The organism is Psychrobacter sp. 4Bb, assembly GCF_002836735.1.
Lineage (GTDB): Bacteria > Pseudomonadota > Gammaproteobacteria > Pseudomonadales > Moraxellaceae > Psychrobacter.
Genome location: NZ_PJAS01000031.1, coordinates 1 through 257 on the forward strand (window position 1 = coordinate 1; position 257 = coordinate 257).

The 257-nt window shown below is 43.6% G+C and carries 1 protein-coding gene; it reads left to right on the top strand.

Going from position 1 to position 257, the window contains the following annotated elements:
• Positions 1-17 precede the first annotated feature (17 nt).
• A partial coding sequence (locus CXF60_RS00640) for a transposase (protein WP_045456512.1) occupies positions 18-257 on the top strand: 240 nt, incomplete at its 3' end.

Below are 257 nucleotides of genomic sequence, written 5' to 3' on the forward strand. Positions count from 1 at the left end.
TAACAGGAGAATAAGCAATGACTACTCAATCTGACATTAAAAAACTGGCCGAGCAAATGGCTGGTAGCATGAAAAGCTTTGATAACATCAAAGACTTCCAAAAGCAGCTCATGCAATCCTTTATCGATACTGCCTTAGAGGCTGAGATGGAAGACCATCTCGGCTACCCCAAGCATGAGAAAGCAGATAAACCAAACAAGCGCAACGGACACACTAAAAAGACCGTCCGCAGTGATACAGGCGATCTTGAAATCTCT